The 16,872-nt window shown below is 65.7% G+C and carries 17 protein-coding genes; 7 read left to right on the forward strand and 10 right to left on the reverse strand.

The features are described 5' to 3' along the window. Positions 1 to 43: 43 nt before the first annotated feature. Positions 44 to 1,315, reverse strand: a complete 1,272-nt coding sequence (locus tag QFZ83_RS17140) for an acyl-CoA thioesterase/bile acid-CoA:amino acid N-acyltransferase family protein (protein ID WP_307508364.1) — start codon at positions 1,313 to 1,315, stop codon at positions 44 to 46. A gap of 128 nt (positions 1,316 to 1,443) precedes the next feature. On the opposite strand from QFZ83_RS17140, the gene QFZ83_RS17145 reads away from it, so the two are divergent. Next, positions 1,444 to 2,127 (forward strand): class I SAM-dependent methyltransferase, encoded by a 684-nt coding sequence (locus tag QFZ83_RS17145; protein WP_307508366.1) that lies wholly within the window; start codon positions 1,444 to 1,446, stop codon positions 2,125 to 2,127. Between the two features lie 120 nt (positions 2,128 to 2,247). Here QFZ83_RS17145 and QFZ83_RS17150 read toward each other — a convergent pair whose 3' ends face one another. From QFZ83_RS17150 to QFZ83_RS17160, 3 genes are all read right to left on the reverse strand, one after another. Continuing rightward, positions 2,248 to 2,871 carry a hypothetical protein gene (locus tag QFZ83_RS17150; protein ID WP_307508368.1) on the reverse strand — a complete coding sequence of 208 codons (624 nt, stop codon included), beginning with the start codon at positions 2,869 to 2,871 and terminating at the stop codon, positions 2,248 to 2,250. 237 nt (positions 2,872 to 3,108) lie between these two features. Further along, the gene (locus QFZ83_RS17155; RefSeq protein ID WP_307508370.1) at positions 3,109 to 3,609 is read right to left on the reverse strand and encodes a hypothetical protein; all 501 of its coding nucleotides are present in this window, start codon (positions 3,607 to 3,609) and stop codon (positions 3,109 to 3,111) included. Positions 3,610 to 3,713: 104 nt separating this feature from the next. Further along, positions 3,714 to 4,232: a hypothetical protein gene (locus QFZ83_RS17160; protein WP_307508372.1), complete on the reverse strand. Its 519-nt coding sequence runs from the start codon at positions 4,230 to 4,232 to the stop codon at positions 3,714 to 3,716. A 162-nt stretch (positions 4,233 to 4,394) separates the two neighbouring features. On the opposite strand from QFZ83_RS17160, the gene QFZ83_RS17165 reads away from it, so the two are divergent. Then, positions 4,395 to 6,065 (forward strand): ATP-binding protein, encoded by a 1,671-nt coding sequence (locus QFZ83_RS17165; protein WP_307508375.1) that lies wholly within the window; start codon positions 4,395 to 4,397, stop codon positions 6,063 to 6,065. Then, entirely contained in the window at positions 6,062 to 6,772 is a 711-nt protein-coding gene (locus QFZ83_RS17170) for an alpha/beta hydrolase (protein ID WP_307508377.1), read from the forward strand. The genes QFZ83_RS17165 and QFZ83_RS17170 overlap by 4 nt, the downstream gene beginning before the upstream one ends. On the opposite strand, the gene QFZ83_RS17175 is transcribed toward QFZ83_RS17170, so the two are convergent. Then, positions 6,750 to 7,523, reverse strand: coding sequence for a tRNA-uridine aminocarboxypropyltransferase (locus QFZ83_RS17175; RefSeq protein ID WP_307508380.1), 774 nt, complete (start codon positions 7,521 to 7,523; stop codon positions 6,750 to 6,752). The two genes, QFZ83_RS17170 and QFZ83_RS17175, sit on opposite strands and share 23 nt — an antisense overlap. A 53-nt stretch (positions 7,524 to 7,576) precedes the next feature. Then, positions 7,577 to 7,987, reverse strand: a complete 411-nt coding sequence (locus QFZ83_RS17180) for a cupin domain-containing protein (RefSeq protein ID WP_307508383.1) — start codon at positions 7,985 to 7,987, stop codon at positions 7,577 to 7,579. A gap of 252 nt (positions 7,988 to 8,239) precedes the next feature. Between QFZ83_RS17180 and QFZ83_RS17185 the strand changes: the two genes are divergently transcribed. Further along, the gene (locus QFZ83_RS17185; protein ID WP_307508386.1) at positions 8,240 to 8,614 is read left to right on the forward strand and encodes a VOC family protein; all 375 of its coding nucleotides are present in this window, start codon (positions 8,240 to 8,242) and stop codon (positions 8,612 to 8,614) included. 78 nt (positions 8,615 to 8,692) lie between these two features. On the opposite strand, the gene QFZ83_RS17190 is transcribed toward QFZ83_RS17185, so the two are convergent. Continuing rightward, positions 8,693 to 9,289 carry an N-acetyltransferase gene (locus QFZ83_RS17190; RefSeq protein ID WP_307508388.1) on the reverse strand — a complete coding sequence of 199 codons (597 nt, stop codon included), beginning with the start codon at positions 9,287 to 9,289 and terminating at the stop codon, positions 8,693 to 8,695. 342 nt (positions 9,290 to 9,631) lie between these two features. Here QFZ83_RS17190 and QFZ83_RS17195 point away from each other — a divergent pair, with 342 nt between their 5' ends. The 3 genes from QFZ83_RS17195 to QFZ83_RS17205 all read left to right on the forward strand — a co-directional run bounded on the left by QFZ83_RS17195 (position 9,632) and on the right by QFZ83_RS17205 (position 13,529). Beyond that, a complete protein-coding gene (locus QFZ83_RS17195; RefSeq protein ID WP_307508390.1) occupies positions 9,632 to 10,732 on the forward strand; it encodes an ABC transporter substrate-binding protein in 1,101 nt (366 codons plus the stop codon). A gap of 291 nt (positions 10,733 to 11,023) precedes the next feature. Beyond that, positions 11,024 to 12,052: an alpha/beta fold hydrolase gene (locus QFZ83_RS17200; protein WP_307508394.1), complete on the forward strand. Its 1,029-nt coding sequence runs from the start codon at positions 11,024 to 11,026 to the stop codon at positions 12,050 to 12,052. A 40-nt stretch (positions 12,053 to 12,092) separates the two neighbouring features. Further along, positions 12,093 to 13,529 (forward strand): aldehyde dehydrogenase family protein, encoded by a 1,437-nt coding sequence (locus QFZ83_RS17205; protein ID WP_307508397.1) that lies wholly within the window; start codon positions 12,093 to 12,095, stop codon positions 13,527 to 13,529. Positions 13,530 to 13,544: 15 nt separating this feature from the next. Here QFZ83_RS17205 and QFZ83_RS17210 read toward each other — a convergent pair whose 3' ends face one another. Genes QFZ83_RS17210 through QFZ83_RS17220 form a run of 3 tightly spaced genes read right to left on the reverse strand, consistent with a single transcriptional unit; the run spans position 13,545 to position 16,839 of the window. Next, on the reverse strand, positions 13,545 to 14,756 hold the full coding sequence (locus QFZ83_RS17210) for a DUF1501 domain-containing protein (RefSeq protein WP_307508401.1): 1,212 nt from the start codon (positions 14,754 to 14,756) through the stop codon (positions 13,545 to 13,547). A gap of 17 nt (positions 14,757 to 14,773) precedes the next feature. Then, complete coding sequence (locus QFZ83_RS17215; protein WP_307512736.1) at positions 14,774 to 16,324, reverse strand: DUF1800 domain-containing protein; 1,551 nt, start codon at positions 16,322 to 16,324, stop codon at positions 14,774 to 14,776. A 44-nt stretch (positions 16,325 to 16,368) separates the two neighbouring features. Further along, positions 16,369 to 16,839 carry a hypothetical protein gene (locus QFZ83_RS17220; protein ID WP_307508404.1) on the reverse strand — a complete coding sequence of 157 codons (471 nt, stop codon included), beginning with the start codon at positions 16,837 to 16,839 and terminating at the stop codon, positions 16,369 to 16,371. Positions 16,840 to 16,872: the final 33 nt, after the last annotated feature.

The raw sequence follows: 16,872 nt of genomic DNA on the forward strand, positions 1-16,872 counted from the left end.
GTTTGATCGACACGACGGCTTCTGCCGTCATCCACGGTGGCATCTACAAGTTGTTCCGCAAGAACGCGAGCATCTTCCGCCAGGAATCCTCACGCGCACGGGCCGTGCCGACTGGCGAGCCGCCGAGGTCTTGGTCTTCACCGGATACAGGATGCTTGAATCGCGTCGACATGGTGGAGACGTTCGGCCAGCCCAGACTGTGGCCGGCGTCGGCGTAAGACAAGTGTTCGACAGAATGGGTGAACCCTTTCCGCTTGAAGCGAGCCATTGCGAATTCGCTCAGTGGCGCAGAAGGCCAGATCTTGTCGTCCTGTGCGCTGATCAACAGCACGGGCCCGTTGATGTTCTCCACGCGGATGGAGGTCGCTTCCACGAGCGCCTCATCCCGAAGCGGAATGAGAAACCAGTCAAAGCTGTCGGGGTCGACGCGGCCTTGCGAAACGGCGAGGTTCCACTCTTCCAGGGGCATGACATCGGCATGCGGCACGTCCTTGCCATCCATCGTCCAGGCCGAGTGCCCGCTCGCCGGATAGGCGGGCCCGACGATGCCGCTTGCGACGTACGCCACCACGGCACGCACAGAGGGAAAGGTCGCCCCCAACAGAAGCGCCAACTCCCCGCCTCGGGACGCGCCACTCACGGCGATCCGATCGGGGTCGACCTTTTCCTGTTGTGCCAGCCATCCAAGCGCATTGTCGAAATACTCCAGAGGAATCCGGTCCAGCGTGGGCGGAAGGCCCTCGATGCCGAAGTAAGCCAGAGCCAACGCAACGTACCCATGCGATGCCAACAGCGCGGCCATTTCCGCTGACCATTGCACGCCCCCGCCGGACCCGCCCACGACCAGAGCCGCGGGATGACGGCCCGGTGCTTTCGGCTCGAACAAACTGCCCACGACTCCCGCCTCGCGTACCTTGCGCATTGCTACGGAGTCGTCGAAGTAACGTCTGCGGAATGCATGCGTGACAGGCTCCGCCGATTCGCTCTCGATGACAAGCAAGACGGCCATGGGGTCGTCCGCGCACCGATCTGAAAATGGCACCGCCGACGCTGGTTGCGATGAGCGGGACCAGAACAATCCCATCGCATCTACGCCCGTGTAGTCACCAGACACGGGGGCATCGCGCGCCAGATCCACATCGCCTGTGGTTGCTGCGTGAAAGCTCGCGCGAGAGGCGAGCACCGTTCCTTCGGCACCAGCGCTCAGCGCCCGCAGTGTTATCTGCTGCCCGGGCGTCAACCCATGCACGGTGATGTGCAAGGCTTCGTCCAACAGGCATTCAGCAGGGAGTGGGCCGAAGGAGATGGAAGGCATTGGGATTGTTGTGCGGTGCTGCAGATGTCTGATTTCTCTGCTGTGGATGAAGAGCTTTTCCTTGCGGGATTCTGCCGCACCATTCCCCCAGCACAGCGTCTTCTCACCCGCCTCAATAGACTGTTCCCATGCCCCAACCCAACACCCCCTTCAGCGACGCATCCGCCCTCCGCGACTACGCCGAAAAAACCGCGCGCATCGTTCCCGGCCTGCACGACTTGCAAACAATGCCTGCTCTGCTCGTCGCAGAGCGCGCACCCGAATCGGCCCACGTGCTGGTCATCGGTGCCGGTGGCGGCATGGAATTGGCGGCGCTTGCACAGGCGCGTCCGCAATGGCAATTTGTCGGCGTCGATCCGTCGCAACCCATGCTCGACTTGGCGGCAACGGCACTCGGCCCGCTTGCCGCGCGAGCCCAGTTGCACCTTGGCTATACCGACACGGCACCCGTCGGTCCATTCGATGCCGCGACGTGTCTTCTGACGATGCACTTCGTGCCCGTCGAAGAAAGAAAATCGACGCTGAAGGAAATCCATCGCCGCCTGAAGCCCGGTGCGCCGTTCGTCATGGCGCACCTCAGTTTTCCCCAGGCGGAGGAGGAGCGGGCGCTGTGGCTTTCGCGCTATGCGGCTTTCGCCATCGCTTCAGGCGTCGATCCGGAGAACGCGCGCAAGGCAGCATCCACCATCGGTTCGACCCTGCCGTTGCTCGGCCCTGAGCAAGAGGAGGAGTTGCTTCGAGAGGCCGCCTTCACGAACGTTCGGCTGTTCTATGCCGGCATGGCTTTCACGGGCTGGGTGGCGCAAGCCTGAGAAGACTTTCCGCAGCCCAGCGTCGACCATCTCAGGCAAATGAGCGACGGTATTTGACGAGACCTTTCCTTTTCGAAGTGTCAAAGCCGCATCTTTCAAAAAAACCGGGGTGAAGGAGCGTCAGATCTCGATGATGAGTTCGATGCGCACTGCGTGCTCGAAATAGTTGAGGAAAACTTCGTCTCCTCCACTGCGGCTCAGGGTTTCGCGGAGCGAAGTCTTGGACAGACTTGCTCGCATGCGGTGCGCTCGCATCTCGTTCCAAAGGATATGGAGATTGAGACTCTGACGATCGTCGTCTGGGACTACGAAGATTTCTTGTTCATTCGGTGCAAGAAATCGCCACCTGCAATTCGGGTTGGATTTCGGCCGCGCTTCCATCCTGGCGATTTCCTCTTCCGAAACAACGAAGTCGGCCGTCCTAGCCTCATCTTCGGCTGAAGCATCGTCGTCGTCGTCGTCGTCGTCGTCGTCGTCGTCGTCCAGGGAACCGTTTGGGGAGGACTCCGTTCCCTCCTCGAACGAGAAGACGAGGTGATCGCCCTTGCGCAATTCATGCGTCATTTCCCAGATCAAGAAATCGAAGGAGCCGTCGGGCCGACGCTTTCCGCCACCCGTGACAGTGAGCAGGGAACAAGCCGGTCCCCAAATGTCGGCGTGAACGTCGGCGGAAAACATCCACACATCGTTCGAACCGACGGTGCAAAGATGAATGCCGTTTTTGGTGATGCGCAGTACTGGCATTGAGGTCTAACGTGACGTAGTCATTGAACACCTTGTAGATTCACCACAGGTCTCCACAAAGCGGATGCGCGCCCCGTCCATTCGCTTCAAGGCACATACACCATGTAGATGCGAAACGCGAAGCCACCAGCGGCCTGTAGATGGTTGGCTTCATTGGTCATGCATTTGACTTGACGGAGTGAATCGGAGGCAGGCAATGAGCGTCAACCATGACTACATCGCGTAGTTGCAACCGCGTCAACGCGGCGCGGAGTTCTGCAAACGCTGCTGAACGGATTGCTTGGCGCGTGCGTTCATTTGCTGAAACTCCTCCAGCAACTTGTCGCAGGACAATTTCTGCGCCTCGCAAAGTGACGTTGTTTCTATGGAGACATCACCGTTCTCGGCGATCTTGATTCCGCGCCGGACCACGGCCGGATGCGCGTAGTGGCCCACGGGTGTAAAGGACCATTGCGTATAGGCAGGAGCAGCCTCCCTGATGATGGTCCACCTGTCTGGCTCTGTGACCGTTACCGAAGAGCCCGGCTTCTCCTTGAGTACCCGCATTGCCTCGGCGACGCTCGCATAGCCGATGACTGTTGTCCTCTTCTGCGTGTCGGCGCCCGATACGTCAGCAGGTTGCGACTGAACATCCGCACCAGCGACAAGCAACGCGCCTGCGAATATCGCGCCGAGCGCAGATCGAGATGAGGAGCGTGATCCGACTGCTCTGGCGTCAGTGAAATGACTTCTTCTCAATGAAAACTCCTTTCATGCTCACTTCGGCCCACCGCAAAGACTTCAAAAGTCGAATGATGCTCAAGGTCTGCTCCAGAAGACGAGTTGACTCGAAGAATGTCAGTTCAGGCCGATGAAATCGAAGCTTCGATTTTTCTCTTCAACCGCTGGCCAGCGAGAAGAAGAATCTTCGCGAATCGCTCATCGCTGACTGGGTCTGCCAGCCCCAACAGCACCCTCCAGTTTGCGAGAGATAAAAGGTACTCGCCCCACCTCATTCGTTCCACGACCCGGGCCACCATTCTTTGCTCGCCGCCCTGGATGTCGTAGAGCCGTGCGCAAAGACAGATCTTCGGTCTCCAGCCCAGCGGCAGCGCGGCGAAATCAAGGGAGAAGTCGGTAAAGCCGCCGCGGGAGTGACTTTCAACGGCGATGTCCACACACACATCGCCATTGCCCGGGTTTGCGACACCGGCCGCGTCCGCATACCCGAACGATTCGCCGAGGACGGCGAGAAGGCTCGGACGCAGTTCCTTGCCTTGCCGCAGCCCCGCTTCCAAGTGGCGCCACACATCCCGACGCGGCACCACGCGCACCACGCCGAGGTGAAGCTTGATCGGAGGACGGCGGCGGAACGAGAACATCTTGGGACGTGGTTGAAGTCAATCGATCGACGCCGGGCCCGGATGCCGCTCGCTGCGTGCGTCCGGATCGTAGACGTTTCGAATCTTCCCGCAAGCTTGACCCAGGTCAAGCGCCAACCCCCTCCCCCATGGCTAGCATCGAAGACAACACGAGGAGACACCGTGGAACTCGAGATACCGGAAATGCTGGCCGCTGTGCTGCAGGGTCAGGTCGGCGCGCAGTCGCCGCTTGGCTTGCAGTTGAGCGGATACGGCGCCGGCAACGGCGTGCGCATCGTCTCCAGCCAGCATTTCGACGGCCACTCGCTCAACCTGCTTTTCCAACTCGGCATGGCCGCCGGTGCGCGCGACCTGGTGTTCCAGCTGCTCGCGCTGGACAACCTCAACGGCGAACCGTTCGCGCGGCCTATTCCGAGCCTGGAGCTGATGGTCCCGGCGCTGATCGAATGGCTGCGCCGCGACCTCATCGACGGCTGGCTCTATCAGCGCGGCAAGGACGGCGCGCTGCTTCCCTGGCTGGTGCACACGGTGCGCCTGGTGAAGCCGACGGACGGCGAGGCCTATGTGCTGGTGGGCCTGCTGGCCAACACGCTGCAGGCGGCCGGCCGCGAGCCGCCCACCGAGCCGCGGCTGCGCTTCTCGGGCATGACCTGGGGGCTGAGCTTCTACGCGGAAGACCTGCCCGGCCGCACGCTGGCCGGCCTCTTCGCCGACCACGGCTTTCACAAGGAGTGCGCCGAGTTCAAGCGCGAGTACGACAAGCAGCTCGCATGCTTCACGCGGCTGCAGCCGCAGTTCGGCGCCCAGTTCAGCGTCGACGGCTGCGTCTGGACGGCCGGCGAAGGCCCGCGGGCCGGCATGTCGTGCCACCGGATGCCCGAAAGCGCGACCGTGCGCTGCGTGAACGACGAAGAGCTGCTGCGGCGCCGCTTCGACCTGGCCGCCGACGCGCACTACTGGCGCGAGAGCGGCGTGGCCAGCGGGTTCGACCGCATTCCGCAGCACTGCTACCTGCACCTGTTCCACCTCGACTGGCACCGCAACGTCTGGGTCCACGCGCAGCATGTGCAGGCGTACACGTACCAGCCCAACCTGCGCGAGCGGTTGGTGCTGCCGCAGGCGCATCGCGACCTGATCGACATCCTCACGGCCGACCGCAGCTTTCTCGTGGAAGACGTGGTGCCCGGCAAGTCGGGCGGCACCACCATCCTGTGCAAGGGCGCGCCGGGCCTGGGCAAGACGCTCACGGCCGAGGTCTATGCCGAGGTGGTCGGCAAGCCGCTGTATCGCGTGCATTCGGGCCAACTGGGCGTGACGGCCAACTCGGTGGAAGCGAGCCTCACGAAGATCCTGCAGCGCGCCGCGCGGTGGGATTGCGTGCTGCTGCTCGACGAGGCCGACGTGTACATCCGCCGCCGCGACAACGACCTGCAGCACAACGCGATCGTGGCGGAGTTCTTGCGCACGCTCGAATACTTCAGCGGCCTGCTCTTCATGACCACCAACCGTGACGGCGACATCGACGAGGCGATCCTGTCGCGCTGCATCGCGGTCATCGACTACCAGCCGCCGGGCCCCGACGACGCGCGGCGCCTGTGGTCCACGCTGTCGGCGCAACTGGGCGTGGAGCTGCCGGGCGCGGTGATCGACAGGCTGGTGGCCGACTACGCCGGTGCGAGCGGGCGCGACATCAAGGAGCTGCTCAAGCTCACGAGCAAGTACTGCCGTCGCAAGGAACTGCCGCTGTCGACGCAGGCGTTCGCGCAATGCGCCGTGTTTCGCGGCATCGCCTGCGCGTCGCAAACCGGCGCGCGGACGAGGAACGACGAATGATCGATGCCGGCAGCCTGCTGGGTGGCGCGCTCACCGGCCGCCTGGCCTTCCGGCCGGGCGCCCTGCCCGCGTCGGACCCGTTGCCGCCGGGGCGCCACGGCCTCTCGTTCGCCGAAGGACGCGAGGCCGTGCTGGTGGTGCCCGAGGGCTTGCCGCTCGATGCACCGCTGCCGCTGCTGGTGATGTTCCACGGCGCGGGCGGCGAGGCCAACCGGGTGCTGCCGCATTTCGTGGCGCATGCGCGGGCCCGCGGATTTCTTCTGCTCGCGCCGCAATCGATGTACCCGACGTGGGACATCGTGGTCGGCGGGCACGGGCCCGACCTGGAGCGGCTCGACGGCGCGCTCTTGACGGTCGCCGGGCACTTTCGCATCGACCCCATGCGCCTCGCGTTCGCGGGCTTCTCCGATGGCGGCAGCTACGCCCTTTCGCTGGGCGTGACCAACGGTGATGTGGCGAGCCATGTGATCGGCTTGTCGGCGGGCTTCATGAATGCTTTCACGCAGACCGGAAAGCCGCGGGTGTTTCTGGCACACGGCCGCGCCGACAGCCAGTTGCCCATCGAGACCAGTGCCCATCCGCATGCACGGCGGCTGCTGGAGAGCGGGCACGACCTGACGCTTCAGCCCTTCGATGGCGACCACGTCATCGTGCCGTGGGTCGTTGCGCGGGCGGTCGAATTTTTTATGGGACGGCAGGAACCGTAGCGCCCGCCTGCTCCTGGCATTGCACCTCGCGCAGCCGCTGGTGCGCATCGCCATCCCACACGATGGGCTGCTGGTTCTTCGCACGCAGGTAGTGGTGCGTGAACACGGCCAGATAGGCCTCCAGCGTTTGCTCGGCGATGTGTTCGCCCGCCAGGCTCATGCACAGGGCCGCCACTTCGCTCGTGCAGAAATGGTCGTCGCGGCCGGAGCGGCGCAGCTTGTATTGCGATATCTGCTCGGGCTCCAGGCTCAGCACCGGCAGCGCATCGAGGTACGGGCTTCGGCTGAACATCTTGCGGGCCTCGCCCCAGGTGCCGTCCAGCAGGATGAAGAGCGGGCGTTTCACTGTCGCACCATCTAGCGATTCGAGCGGCGGCGGCACGGTGTGCACCACGCGCTCGGGCGCCGCATATTGGCCGGGAAACACCACATAGGGTTGCCACTTCGGGTCGGCCAGCAAGGCCAGCAGCGCGGGATCGGTCTCGGTGCGCGCCCAGCCGAAGGCGAAGGTGTCGGGTACCACATCGGCGATCAGCCAACCCGTGTTGCTCGGCTTGAGCGGCTCGATGTCGGCCATGAGCAGGCACACGCCCGCACGCGTGGTCACCGACGGGCGCAAGGCGCACATGCAATGGCTGGGCAGCAGCCGGCAGCCCGCGCAGCGCTCGCGCTTGAAGCCGCCGCGGGCCAGGAAGGGCTTGGCGCTGCGCGCCAGGCGTGCGGCGCGAAGGAGAGAGACGGCGTGAGGCATGCCGCGATTGTCGACCCGAGGCCGGCCCGCACCGGATGCGCCGTCGCCGGCGCTCACTTGCTCACGACCAGCGGCTTCCCCTTCTCGACCAGATAGGTCGCGAGTTCCGCCGCGTTGCCGCTGCCGACGTTCTTCGCCGAGTGGACCGTACCCGCGGGAATGAACAGCGAGTCGCCGACCTTGAGCGTGATCGGCGGCTTGCCCTCGAACTGGTACTGCACCGTGCCTTCGAGCACATAGGCGATCTCTTCGCCGGGGTGCGAGTGAAAGCCGAAGGCAGCGCCCTGCGCGAAATCGACGCGCACCTGGATCGCTTCGCGGCCGGGATCGGCCAGGTCGTGCTTCAGCGATTGGGTTCGCCCGATGCCCGGAGGTTGCTGCGCGAATGCGAAATGCGGGGCCAGGGTGCTGCCGGCGAGCAGCAGCATCGCGGCCATCGTTTGGAACTTGAACGTCTTCGTCATGGGAGTCTTTCGGTGTGAGGAGTGGATGACGAAGGCGATTCTTCGGGCGGCGCACCCGGCTTTCCGCGCACACCGTATGCCTGTGTATCCGGGCATGCTTTCGCGACAATAAATTTCACGGGCCGCGTGGTGCGCACGCGCATTGATCGACCGCTCGACTGTTTCGTGCGCGGCGCCGTGGCCCCTTGTTGCGGGCGAAGTACGCGCCTAGCATGCAGCCCATCCACCACCATGCGCTTGCCAGGAGAGACCATGCAGCTTCACACCGCACGCATCTTTGTCCGCGACCTTGCCGATGCCTCTCGCTTTTATGAAGAGGTACTTGGCCTGCAACTGAAGGTCGATGGGCGCGAGCAGGGCTTCTGCGTATTCGATGCCGGACCGATGAGCCTGGTGGTCGAGCGTGTCGAGGACGATGCGCCGGAAGAAGACCGGGTACTGGTCGGACGATTCACCGGGCTGTCTTTCGACGTGGAAGACATCCAGTCGAAGTACAAGGAACTTTCGTCGCTCGGCGTGGACTTCAGCGGGCTTCCGGAGCGGCAGCAATGGGGCGGTGTTCTTGCAACGCTTCGCGATCCTGCGGGCAATGAGCTTCAGTTGGTGGAGCAGCCTCGGGGGCAGTGATGAATAAGCGCCGTTTGGTGCGGCCTTTCCCCTTCAGACGAAAGTTGAGGCTGCACTGAGCCGACGCTCGATCACGATTCAAGGTCGACGGGGCTTGCGGAGCATGGGCGTGACGAGCGGTGCCGAACCCATCTGGATCTCGCCTGTCACTTCGAAACCATGGTGCCGGTAGAACGGAATGTTCTGCGGCTTCGAAGCCTCCAGATAGGCCAGCGATCCTTCATGGTCGCAACGGGCGAGCGCGTGGCGCATCAACGCTGCCCCGATGCCTTTTCCCTGTGCGTTCGGCTCGACGCCGATTTGCGGCAAATACCAATGGGGTTCTCGAGGATGCGATTGCTCCATCTTTTCGAAGGTGGCCAGCAGATCGTCCATGTGCTCAGGCTTTGCAGTGTCGCGGAACACCTTTTCGAGCGCCCTGCCGTTCGGCTCCACGCCCGGAGGCAACCAGAGTGCAGCGCCCCGGAAGTCCGCGGACACATAGGCCGTGCCATGCTGGAAACTGCTGCCCGCGAATTCGCCGGTGGCCACGGGCATGGCCAAGAGATAGTCGTGCGGCGAAGGCCACGCAAATCGCGCAGGCGGGTCTGTGAGGAACGCGGCCACGATCGTTGAGACGACGCGCGGAATCTCATCGGACGTGGCACTGCGGATCTCGATCGACGGCTGGATCATTTCGTTCTCCTCTTGCGAAAACGCGGGCATCACCCCCACTGTAAGACTTGGGTCGCCGCTCAAACGGTAGATCCACCCCGTGCCGATGGCCGTAGGAACAAGCCGTGGTGGTGCGACCGCCATCGTTGTACTGCGAGGGGAGCGATTTCGGCGACGGGATGGTATGCGGGCAAGTTCACCGCCGCCGGTCTTCTGCCATATCGGGGCTTGCAACGGACCTCGCGATTACGCCGAAAACCGAGTGGCTCCATCTCATTTTTCGCGCTGTTCGAAAGTACGCGGGCCTGCGAACAATTGTGACCGTTCGTTTCTTCCCCGCCACGTACTCACCACTCCTCGTCAATGAAATACCTGCTCGCCCTTGCCGCCCTGACCGTCACGCTGGTCGCCTCGGCGCAGGAGAAGATCCTGATCGGCCAGTCGGCGCCTGTCACCGGCCCCGCGGCCGCGGCCGGCACGGCGTTCGTCGGCGGCGCCCGGCTCTACATCGACCAGGTGAACCGTGCGGGTGGTGTGAAGGGGCGCCTTGTCGAACTGCGCACGCTGGACGACATGTACGTGCCCGAGCGTGCGGCCGCGAACGCCAAGACCTTGGTCGATGCGGGCGCGATCAGCCTCTTCGGTTTCGTGAACACGCCGGCCTCTGTGGCCGGTGCGCAGGTTGCCGTCGAGAACCGGGTGCCGTTCATCGCACCGGCCACCGGCGTGAGCAGCCTGCGGCAGCCCGGCAACGACTACGTCTTCAATGTGCGCAGCAGCTTCAAGGACGAGACGAGCCACATCGTCTCGCACCTGCAGGTGCTGGGCATCAAGCGGATCGGGTTCTTCTCGCTGGAGATTCCCGAATCCAAGGTGATGTTCGACCACATGGGCGGGCTGCTCGGCAAGGGTGGGCAGAAGTTCTTCACCGCCGTCAACCAGCCGCCCGGCAAGGTCGACCTGAAGAAGGCGGCCGAAGAACTCAAGCCGAAGGAAGTGCAGGCCATCGTGATGTTCTGCCCCGGAAAGATGTGCGCGGACCTAGTCAGCGAAATCCGCAAGCAAGGCGGCGCGCCGACCTTCTACACCATCTCCTCGGCAGGCGACGTGTTCGGCGAACTGGCTGCCCAGGGCGTGAGCATCGCGGTGACACAGGTCATGCCCTACCCATGGACCGTGGGTGCGTTCCCGATCGTCGCCAAGTACCAGCAGGCGATGAAGGCCGCCGACGACACCCGCATCGGCTACTGGAGCCTGGAGGGCTACATCAGCGCCCAGGTGCTGGTCGAAGGGCTGCGCCGGATCAACGGCACGCCTTCGCGCGCATCGATGCTGGCGGCCATGCAGAACCTCGGCCATCTCAACCTGGGCGGCTTCGACCTCACGATCGACCAGAACGATCGCGGCGGCTCGCACTTCACGGACCTGACGCTGGCGCGCAGCGGGGGCAAGTACATCCGCTGAGCGCGGGGCGGGGCGCGATCGGTTAGCGGCGCCAAGCCCGCAAGCATCCGGGCGACACGACGGCCTTGGCGAGCCGTCGATCGCACGCCCGCGCCGACAGGCAGCGCCCCGCACACCGCCGCGATTGAAATTTATTGTTGGCCAACGCAGCCCAGATACAGAGGCATACGAAAGCCGATCGGCAAGCCGCCTTCGCATCGAAGAATCGCGCCATCCCTTCGGAGAGCGCGCGGCAACTGGTTGACGACTGCACCTCCGGAGTGTCTCAACACACACTTCCAGGAGTTCCCGATGACCGCTTCCTCCCCGCTGCTTCGCCGCTCGTTCCTCGCCAAGACCGCGCTCGGCGTCGCCGCCGTCCAGATGACTTCGATGGTGCCCGCCTTCGCCCAATCCGCCGGCACCGCCGTTGGCAGCGCGAGGCGCCTCGAGCCGCTCAAGCGCATCGAGGCCAACAGCCTGAGCGTCGGCTATTACGAAGCCGGCCCGGCGAATGGCGCGCCGGTGATTCTTCTTCACGGCTGGCCCTACGACATCCACATGTTCGTGGACGTCGCGCCGCAACTGGCCGCCGCGGGCTTCCGCGTGATCGTGCCGTACCTGCGCGGCTACGGCGCCACCCGCTTTCTCTCGGCCGACACGCCGCGCAACGGGCAGCAGTCGGTGGTTGCCGTGGACATCATCGCGCTCATGGATGCGCTGAAGATCCAGACGGCCACGGTCGCGGGTTGCGACTGGGGCGCGCGCACCGCCTGCATCATGGCCGCGCTGTGGCCCGAGCGCGTGAAGGCGCTGGTGTCGGTCAGCGGCTATCTCATCGGCAGCCAGGAGGCCGGCAAGGCGCCGCTGCCGCCCGCGGCCGAGCTGCAGTGGTGGTACCAGTACTACTTCGCGACCGAGCGCGGCCGCGCCGGCTACGAGAAGAACCGCCACGACTTCGCCAAGCTCATCTGGCAGATCGCATCGCCGAAATGGAACTTCGATGCGGCCACCTTCGATCGCAGCGCCGTCGCCTTCGAGAACCCCGACCACGTGGCCATCACGGTCCACAACTACCGCTGGCGCCTCGGCCTCGCCGACGGCGAGGCGAAGTACCAGGCACTGGAAGACCGGCTCGCCAAGGCGCCGGTGATCGGCGTACCGACCATCACGCTGGAAGGCGACGCCAACGGCGCGCCGCATCCCGAGCCGAGCGCGTACGCAAAGAAGTTCTCTGGGCGCTACGAGCACCGGCTGGCAAGCGGCGGCATCGGCCACAACCTGCCGCAGGAAGCGCCCGAGGTGTTCGCGAAGGCCGTGATCGACGTCGCCCGCTTCTGAGTCACCGGCCATCGGCAACCCCTTCGCAGGAAGAACGAACATGTGGAACATGGATCAGGCCTACATCGACGGCGCCTTCGTGCCCGTGCAGGGCACCGAACGGCTGGACATCGCCAACCCCGCCACCGAGCAATCGATCGGCACGGTGACGCTGGCCAACCGCGACGATGCCAGGCGGGCGATCGCCGCCGCGAACCGCGCGCAGCCGGGCATGGCAAGCAGCACCAGAGCCGAGCGCATCGAGATGCTCAGGCGCCTCGAAGCCGCGGTGCTGGCGCGCACCGACGAAATCCGCGACGCCACCATCGAGGAATACGGCGGCCCGCTGTCGCGCTCGCAATGGGTCAGCAACTACGCCTCGCAGTGCTTCGCCAGCACCGCGCAGGTGCTGCGCGACTACGCCTTCGAACGCCGGCTGGGCGAAGCCACGGTGGTGATGGAACCAGTGGGCGTGTCCGGCCTCATCGCGCCGTGGAACAGCGCCGCGGGCAGCATCTGCAGCAAGCTGGCTTCGGCGATTGCCGCGGGCTGCGCATCGGTCGTCAAGCCGAGCGAATTGGGACCGCTGCAGGCGCAGGTGGTGACACAGGCGCTGCATGACGCGGCGCTGCCGGCCGGCGCGGTGAACGTGCTGCTCGGGCGCGGCGCAAATGTGGGCGACGAGATCGCCACCAGCGCGGGCATCGCGAAGATTTCGTTCACCGGTTCCACGCAGACCGGAAAGCTCATCGCGCGCGCGGGCCTGGACACGATGAAGCGCGTGAGCCTGGCGCTCTCGGGCAAGTCGGCCACCGTGGTGCTGGACGACGCCGACCTGCCGACCGTGCTGCCGATGGCGATGAACGCCGCCTTCATGAACAACGGCCAGGCCTGTGTGGCCGGCACGCGCCTGCTGATTCCGAAGACGCGCATGGCCGACGCCATCGAGCGCATTCGGGCGATCGTCGCCTCGATGCGCGTGGGCGATCCGCGCGACCCTGCCACCGCGGTCGGGCCGCTCGCGAGCAAGGCGCAGTTCGAGCGCGTGCAGCGCTTCATCCGCCGCGGGCTGGCGGAAGGCGCGACCCTCGTGGCCGGCGGCGAGGGTCGGCCTGAAGGCCTGGACAAAGGCTGGTTCGTGCGGCCCACGGTCTTCGCGGGCGTACACAACGACATGGAGATCGCGCGCGAGGAAATCTTCGGGCCGGTGCTGTCGGTGATCGGCTATGGCGACGAGGCCGAGGCCATCGCGATCGCGAACGACTCGCCGTACGGCCTGCAGGCCTACGTGTTCTCGTCGCAGCCGCAGCGCGCGCTGCGCGTGGCCGCGCAACTGCGCGCCGGCTCGGTGCTGGTGAACCGCATCGCGCCCGAGCTGATCGCGCCCTTCGGCGGCGTCAGGCAGTCGGGCATCGGCAGGGAGTTCGGCGTCTTCGGGATGGAAGCGTTCCTGGAGCCGAAGACCATTGCCGCAGCGGATGGCCCGGCGCCTACATGAGTTGCCGCCCTGCGGTCAGACCAGCCGCAGCTCGCGCGGCGCCACGCCCTCGAACACCCGCCCGAGCTGCGCGGGCGAGAGCCCGTACATCCGCCTGAACAAGCCGCCGAACACCGCCCGGTATTCGTTGAGCACCGGGTAGTCGCGGTTCTGGAACAGCGTGGCCTGCGTCAGTGCCTGCTGCTCGCCGACGATGCGCCCGCCCGCCTCGGCCGAGAGGCCGCCGCCGAGCACCCAATAGACGGTGCCGTGGCCATGGTCGGTGCCGCGGTTGCCGTTCTCGCGGAAGGTGCGGCCGAATTCGCTGATGACGACCACCACGGTCTGGCGCCAGGAGTCCTCGCCCAACTCCTCTGCGAAGCCGGCGACGCCGCGGCCCAGTTCTTCGAATCGGTTGGCGAGGTAGCCGGTGGCGGCGCCCTGCCCCACGTGCGTGTCCCAGCCGCCGACGTCGACAAAGCCCAGGTCGAAGCGGTCGCGCATCAGCACGGCCATGCGGCGCGCGACGAGCTCGAAGCCCTTGGCGCTCATCGCATTGCGGCTGGCCGCGTCCATCTCGGCCTGCACCGCGCGCATGACTTCGTCGCGCACCTGAAAGCCTTCGGCCACCGGCTGCGCGAGCGATGTGTTGCGGTACATGGCCGCGATGATCTGGCTCTGCCTCGCATCGATGCCCGGGCGCGCATTGCCTGCGAGCGCCATGTTGGCGGCCTTGGCGTCGCCGCGCAGGGAGATGGGCAACTGGTCGGTGAAGGCGATGGGCGACACGTCGGTCACCGGGCCGCCGCCGAGCACGCCGGCCAGGCGGTTGAGAAAACCCGAGCGGTAGTCGCGGCGCTTGTCGAGTGCCTGGCCGAGCTCGATGCTGTCCTGCGTTTCGAAGTGGCTGCGCGTGAGGTCGTCGGTGCCCGCGAAGGCGATGAACGAGGCCTGCTTCTGCTGGAAGAGCGGCATCACGCTCTGCGCAAGCGCCGGGTGCAGGCCCCAGTTGCCATCGAGCGGCAGCGCGCCGTTGGGCTGGCCCGGTCGCGCGATGGCGATGTTCGGGCGCGAGGCGTAATAGAAGTCGCTGGCGGTCGGCACGAGCAGGCTGGTGCAGTCGTAGGCGCCGCGCAGGAACACGACGAGCAGCTTGGCGCCCTCGGCGGCGGGCGCGGCGATCAATTGGCCGGCGGCGCCCGCGAGCGGGGCGGCGGCGATCAGCTTCAGGAGTTCTCGGCGTTGCATGGCGTGGTCCTTTCTGCTCAACGACGCATCAGCTCGGGCGATGCGAGCAGGAAGGTGTTCCATTCCTGCGGGGTCTTCGCTTGCGCGAGCGCTTCGCGCGTATCGGTGCTCAGCCCGACCTGCATCGCGCGGACCGCACTCGATTCGGCCAGTGGCGGAAACGCGGGCTTCTCCAGCGGCGCCTTGTCGTCGGCGCGGAACAACACGGCCCCGTTCGCTCCGATGGCCCGCGCGATTTCGAAGCGCGTGTTCATCTGCCCCGCACTCGCCCATGCGGCCTCGTTGAGTGGATAGCCGTCGGGCGTCTCGTGCCCATACAGCGGCTCGCCCATGCGGTTGATCCAGTTGAGCATCGGGTTCACGTTGAGCACCACGCGGTCGTCGTACGCGAGCCGCACGCCGGCCATCACGTAATGCACCGGGTCGCGGAACTTGCGGCCGAGCGAAGCGGCGAACTCGGGCGATTCGAACAGCGCCTTCAATGTGATTGCGATGTCGCCATCGCTGCGCGTGAAGGCGGCAGCCATGCGGTCGATCAGCGCGGGTGACGGCTCGTCGGCGACGAAGTACACCGCGAGCTTGCGCGAGATGAGGCGCGCGGTGGCGGGCGCGCGCGCCAAGCGGTCCAGCGCCTCGTCGGCTTCCGCGAGACCACGCGCCTGTATCGGCTGGCCCAGCAACGTCTTGGCACCGTAGTCGTGCCGGTTCGGGTTGAACTCGAAGAGCCCCTTGCGCACATAGTCCGCACGCACCGCGGGCCGGATGTTCGGCGGCGCCGCGTCGAGCGGCTGCTGGCTCACGCCCACGCCGGTGAGCACGCGTGCGAGCTCCTGCACATCGGCCTGCGAATAGCCGCCGCCCACGCCCAGCGTGTGCAGCTCCATCAGCTCGCGCGCGTAGTTCTCGTTGATGCGGTTGGCGGCGTTCTGCGCGTTGTCCAGGTAGCGCAGCATCGCGGGGTGGTGCAGCGTGGCGCCGAGCAGGTCGCGGAACTTGCCGAGCGCATGCGGGCGGATCGCGTTCTCTTCGTAGTCGCCGACCAGCGCGCGGATGTTGTCCTTGCGCAGGTTGACGTTGAAGTGGTTCATCCAGAACCAGGTCATCTGCTCCTGCAGCTGGTTGGGCGAGTACAGCGCGCGCAGCACGAAGCGTTGCTGCGCCTCGCGGGCGAGCCGGGTCAGTTCCTGCTGGTAGGCCTGTCGCGCGGCCTTCTTCTGCTCTTCGTCGGGCAATGCATCGGCGGCCTTGCGCTGGGCGTCGAGGCCGATGACGAGCTGGTCGAGCGGTGTGCGCGAGATCGTCATTGCATCGATCTGCGCCTGCGCCGCGGGCGGCAGCGGCGCCGGGCGCGGATTCAACTGATCGCGCATCCACAGCGCGAGGCCGCGTTGCGCGAGCTGCGCTTCGCTGCCGGTGTTGGCGCCCCAGCTCACCCGGTCGAGCCAGCGCAGGCGCGTGGCTTCATCGGCCGGCGCGGACGGCAGCGAGACCGAGACGAGTGCCCGGCCGCTGTCAGGTGCGGTTGCGCAGGCCGCCAGCAACGCCAGGGCACACGCGCCGAGCGCCATCGACGCCCTGCGGAACGGCCACGAGTCGGCGACTGCCACCGGCGTCACTCCCTGCGCATGTCGTGGCGGCGAACATCGTCCACGGCGTGCTGCGCCGCATTGAGCGCCACGTCGACGTGCGCCAGGCCGCGCTGCTGGAACGACCGCGAGCGCGGATCGTCTTCTTCGCGCGCCACATCCGAGCGCACCTTGCGCAGCAGATCGATGGCCGCATGCAGCCGGCCTTCGCGCGGCAGCCAGACATCGGTCGGCTCGCGCCATTCGATGGGCTTGCCGTCGAGCCACGCGGCGCGCTGCAGATCGCCGATGGCCGCGCGGATCTCGTCGTGCACCACGAGTTCGTCCTGCGAGACCTGCCCGTCTTCGGGACGGCGATGGTCCACCTGCCAGGCGGCCGTGCGCAGGTCGGACAGTGCGTGCAGGTAGAACGGGTGCTTGCCGTATTCGTCGGCCAGGGCCGGCAGGGACACCGCGGCCATCAGCGCAAGCGCGGCGAACAGGTTTTTCTTCTTCATGGGACTCCTTGGGGGCAGTGACGAGGATGCTCC

This window comes from Variovorax sp. W1I1 (assembly GCF_030815625.1).
In the GTDB taxonomy this organism is placed as follows: domain Bacteria; phylum Pseudomonadota; class Gammaproteobacteria; order Burkholderiales; family Burkholderiaceae_C; genus Variovorax; species Variovorax paradoxus_C.

Coding starts and splice junctions, on each gene's coding strand:
- QFZ83_RS17140 (WP_307508364.1), bottom strand. CDS start 1,315: ATGCCTTCCATCTCCTTCGGCCCACTCCCTGCTGAATGCCTGTTGGAC.
- QFZ83_RS17145 (WP_307508366.1), top strand. CDS start 1,444: ATGCCCCAACCCAACACCCCCTTCAGCGACGCATCCGCCCTCCGCGAC.
- QFZ83_RS17150 (WP_307508368.1), bottom strand. CDS start 2,871: ATGCCAGTACTGCGCATCACCAAAAACGGCATTCATCTTTGCACCGTC.
- QFZ83_RS17160 (WP_307508372.1), bottom strand. CDS start 4,232: ATGTTCTCGTTCCGCCGCCGTCCTCCGATCAAGCTTCACCTCGGCGTG.
- QFZ83_RS17170 (WP_307508377.1), top strand. CDS start 6,062: ATGATCGATGCCGGCAGCCTGCTGGGTGGCGCGCTCACCGGCCGCCTG.
- QFZ83_RS17175 (WP_307508380.1), bottom strand. CDS start 7,523: ATGCCTCACGCCGTCTCTCTCCTTCGCGCCGCACGCCTGGCGCGCAGC.
- QFZ83_RS17180 (WP_307508383.1), bottom strand. CDS start 7,987: ATGACGAAGACGTTCAAGTTCCAAACGATGGCCGCGATGCTGCTGCTC.
- QFZ83_RS17185 (WP_307508386.1), top strand. CDS start 8,240: ATGCAGCTTCACACCGCACGCATCTTTGTCCGCGACCTTGCCGATGCC.
- QFZ83_RS17190 (WP_307508388.1), bottom strand. CDS start 9,289: ATGATCCAGCCGTCGATCGAGATCCGCAGTGCCACGTCCGATGAGATT.
- QFZ83_RS17195 (WP_307508390.1), top strand. CDS start 9,632: ATGAAATACCTGCTCGCCCTTGCCGCCCTGACCGTCACGCTGGTCGCC.
- QFZ83_RS17200 (WP_307508394.1), top strand. CDS start 11,024: ATGACCGCTTCCTCCCCGCTGCTTCGCCGCTCGTTCCTCGCCAAGACC.
- QFZ83_RS17205 (WP_307508397.1), top strand. CDS start 12,093: ATGTGGAACATGGATCAGGCCTACATCGACGGCGCCTTCGTGCCCGTG.
- QFZ83_RS17210 (WP_307508401.1), bottom strand. CDS start 14,756: ATGCAACGCCGAGAACTCCTGAAGCTGATCGCCGCCGCCCCGCTCGCG.
- QFZ83_RS17215 (WP_307512736.1), bottom strand. CDS start 16,324: ATGGCGCTCGGCGCGTGTGCCCTGGCGTTGCTGGCGGCCTGCGCAACC.
- QFZ83_RS17220 (WP_307508404.1), bottom strand. CDS start 16,839: ATGAAGAAGAAAAACCTGTTCGCCGCGCTTGCGCTGATGGCCGCGGTG.